The following is a 3,296-nucleotide window of genomic DNA, read 5'->3' on the forward strand; positions in this document are numbered from 1 at the left end:
AGCTCTCCGGCGGGCAGCGTCAGCGCGTCGTCATCGCCATCGCGCTGGCCTGCAAGCCGGCCCTGATCATCGCCGACGAGCCGACCACCGCACTCGACGTGACCGTGCAGGCCGAGATTCTCGACCTGCTGCGCTCGCTCGCTCGGAGCAACGGCACCGCGATCCTGCTCGTCACCCACAACATGGGGGTGGTCGCCGATATCGCCGACCGCGTTGCCGTGATGTTCCGCGGCGAGATGGTGGAGACCGGTGGCAGCACCCAGGTGCTCACCCAGCCGCGGGAGGACTACACGAAGCGGCTGCTCGCCGCCGTTCCCCGGCTCCCCGAGCTCGACACGAGCGTCAGCGCGCACCCCCGGCCGGAAGAACCCATCGCGGAGGCGACCCCCGCGGTGGAGCCCGCGGTCCGGGTCGAGCACGCACGGGTCGAGTATCGCCGCGCGGGGCAGCCCTTCCTCGCGCTCGATGACGTCTCCCTCGGCCTCGCCCCCGGCGAGATCCTGGGCCTCGTCGGCGAATCCGGCTCCGGCAAGTCCACCCTCGGCCGAGCCATTCTCGGGCTTACCCCGCTGAGCGGCGGCGAGATTACCCTGTTCGGTCAACCCGCGACCGCCCGCGGACTCCGCGGCGGTGCCGGACGCACGCTCCGGGGACGCATCGGCGCGGTCTTCCAGGACCCGGGGTCGAGTCTCGACCCACGGATGACCGTCGGCGACGCGATCGCCGAGCCCCTCGTGGTGCACCGTCGTCAGGTCCGACTGAGCCGAGCCGAGCGCGAGACACGCGTTCGCGAACTCATCGAGGCGGTCGAATTACCCGCGAACTACGTGCGGCGCTACCCGCACGAGCTGTCCGGCGGGCAGCGTCAGCGTATCGGGCTCGCCCGGGCCATTGCGCTGGAGCCCGAACTCATCATTGCCGACGAGCCGACCAGCGCGCTCGACGTGTCCGTGCAGGCCGCGGTGCTCGATGTGCTGCGCTCTCTGCAGGAGCGCATGAACTTCGCCTGCCTGTTTATCAGTCACGACCTGGCCGTCGTACACGAGTTCTCCGACCGCGTGGCCGTCATGCGCCTCGGCAAGATTGTGGAGATCGGGCCGAGCGCCGAGGTCCTGCAGCGACCGAGCCACGAGTATTCCCAGCGGCTGCTCGCCTCGGTTCCCGTGCCAGACCCCGCCGTGCAGGCCGCACGCCGCGAGGTCCGCGAAGCAGTGGAGGCACGCTCGTGAGCACGTCAGAGCCGGTGCGACGAACCGCCCCCGTCACCCTGGAGCTGATCGCCCAAGACGCGGCGGCCGTGCGCGTCGCCGCAGACATCGGCGCGGCACGAGTCGAACTCTGCCAAGCGCTCGAACTCGGTGGCCTCACCGCCTCGGCCGGGACGCTCCGCGCAGCTGTGGCTACCGGACAGGCTTGCGACGTCGAGGTGCACGCACTCATCCGGCCACGGGCCGGGGGCTTCGTCTTTTCCGAAGCCGACATCGCCGTGATGCTCTCCGATATCGAGGCCGCCGTCACCGCGGGTGCCGACGGGGTGGTCATCGGCTGCCTCACCGCGGAAGGGCACATCAACGAGGACCACATGGCTCGACTGCGCGACCGCGCCGGGACGGCCCAGGTGTCCGCACACCGCGCCGTCGATGTGTCTGCGGATCCCATCCGGGCGGTCGAGGCCGTCCGCGGCCTCGGTCTGTCCCGAGTGCTCACCTCCGGAGGAGGCGCCTCCGTCGACGCGGGTCTGGGCGCGCTGGCGACCATGATTGACCGGGTCGATGGAGACCTCGAGATCATGGCGGGTGGCGGGGTCACCGCCCAAAATGCCCCTCGGCTCGTCGCGCTCGGCGTCGACGCGATCCATTTCTCCGCGAAGCGCACGGTGCTCGGACACAGCCCGGTGAGCCTCGGCAGCGCCGAGGGCGCCGGTGACGCCGGGAGGTACGAAACCGTCGATCCGGCTCTCGCCCGGATGATCGCTGAGGCGGCCCTGGGGCGTCACTCGTGAGCGTCCCCGTTCCGCTCGTGATCGGTCTCGACGTCGGGGGGTCCAGCGTCAAGTACGTGGCCGCGGCCCTGGGCAGCGCCCCGGGGGATGCTCCTCAGGTGCTCCGCCGCGGAACACTGGCCACCCCGGGGCGGCGCCCGGTTGCCGGGCTCGTCGCCGCCGTGGCCGAGGCCTGCGGCTCAGACGAGGTTCACGCGCTTGCGGTGTCGATCCCCGGCCTGATTGACTCGGGCACCGGCCGGGTCATCCGCGTTGCGAATCTGCCAGAACTCGACGGCGTGGCTCTCCAGGAGGAGCTGGCCTCGGCCCTGTCCCTCCCGGTGCGCGTGATCAACGACGGGCATGCCGCCGCGATCGCCGAAGCCCGGTGGGGCTCCGGGCAGGGGCGGGCCGACGTGTTCACCCTGGCCCTCGGGACGGGCATCGCTGGGGCGCACGTCCTCGATGGGCAGGTTCGCGTCGGGGCGAACGGCTCCGCCGGCGAGCTGGGCCACGTCGTGGTGGAGCCGGGCGGTGCGCGCTGCTCGTGCGGGCAGCTGGGCTGCCTTGAGACGATCGTTGGCGCGCCGGCGCTTCAGGCGGCCTGGCGTGACGCGGGGGGAAGCGGGTCTCCCGTTGAGCTCCTCCGCGCCTTCGGGGACGGTGATCCCCGGGCCGTTGCGGTTGTCGAGCGGGCTGCCTCGGCACTCGCGGACGCGATTCTCACTCTGCTCGCGCTCGTCGATCCCGGATGCGTCGTGATCGGTGGCGGACTCGCGAGCGCCCCGCACCGGCTGGTGTTGCGTGCTGCGCAGCTCGTTGCCGAGCGGGCGAGTTTCCACCAGGTCCCGCCAATTCTCCCGGCAGCACTCGGCCGGTGGGCGGGGGCGGTTGGCAGCGCGGCCACCGCGCTCGAGTGCCTCGGAGAGGACGCGTTGGGTGCGACCCGTTAGCCGCCGCGCACTGGGCTTCTCAGCTCCCTCCGGGGACGGCGCAATACGCTGACAGGACACGACGAAAGACCCCACCCATGACGCACAGCACCCCCGCCCGCATGACCGCCGCCGAGCGGGCTTGGGCGCTCGGCGGGGCCGTGCTCGCGACGACGGGAACCCTGGTGTTTGCGGGGATGCTCCTGGCGGTGAGCCGGGCGTTCCGTGTGATTGACGGGGCGATCGTCCCGGTCGATGAGCCAGGAACGGCCGACGGGGTGTTCCTCCCGGCCCTCATCGTGCTCGCGCTCGTCATGATCGGGTCCTGGATCGTGGGGCTCGCCCTCATGCGGGGCTGGCGAAACACGGCGGCGAAGGCGTGG

At 71.6% G+C, this 3,296-nt stretch carries 4 protein-coding genes; all 4 read left to right on the top strand.

The genetic code is table 11. The features are described 5' to 3' along the window. The coding region (locus OOT08_RS07440; protein ID WP_325091964.1) for an ABC transporter ATP-binding protein at positions 1 to 1,229 on the top strand (1,229 nt) is incomplete at its 5' end. After that, on the top strand, positions 1,226 to 2,002 hold the full coding sequence (locus OOT08_RS07445) for a copper homeostasis protein CutC (protein ID WP_325091966.1): 777 nt from the start codon (positions 1,226 to 1,228) through the stop codon (positions 2,000 to 2,002). The genes OOT08_RS07440 and OOT08_RS07445, both read left to right, overlap by 4 nt. After that, positions 1,999 to 2,934, top strand: coding sequence for an ROK family protein (locus OOT08_RS07450; RefSeq protein WP_325091967.1), 936 nt, complete (start codon positions 1,999 to 2,001; stop codon positions 2,932 to 2,934). Before OOT08_RS07445 ends, OOT08_RS07450 begins: the two co-directional genes overlap by 4 nt. 77 nt (positions 2,935 to 3,011) lie before the next feature. After that, positions 3,012 to 3,296 (top strand): hypothetical protein (locus OOT08_RS07455; protein ID WP_325091968.1); only part of this gene is annotated, 285 nt, incomplete at its 3' end.

Source organism: Leucobacter sp. M11 (assembly GCF_035726885.1).
Taxonomy (GTDB): domain Bacteria; phylum Actinomycetota; class Actinomycetes; order Actinomycetales; family Microbacteriaceae; genus JAPFRB01.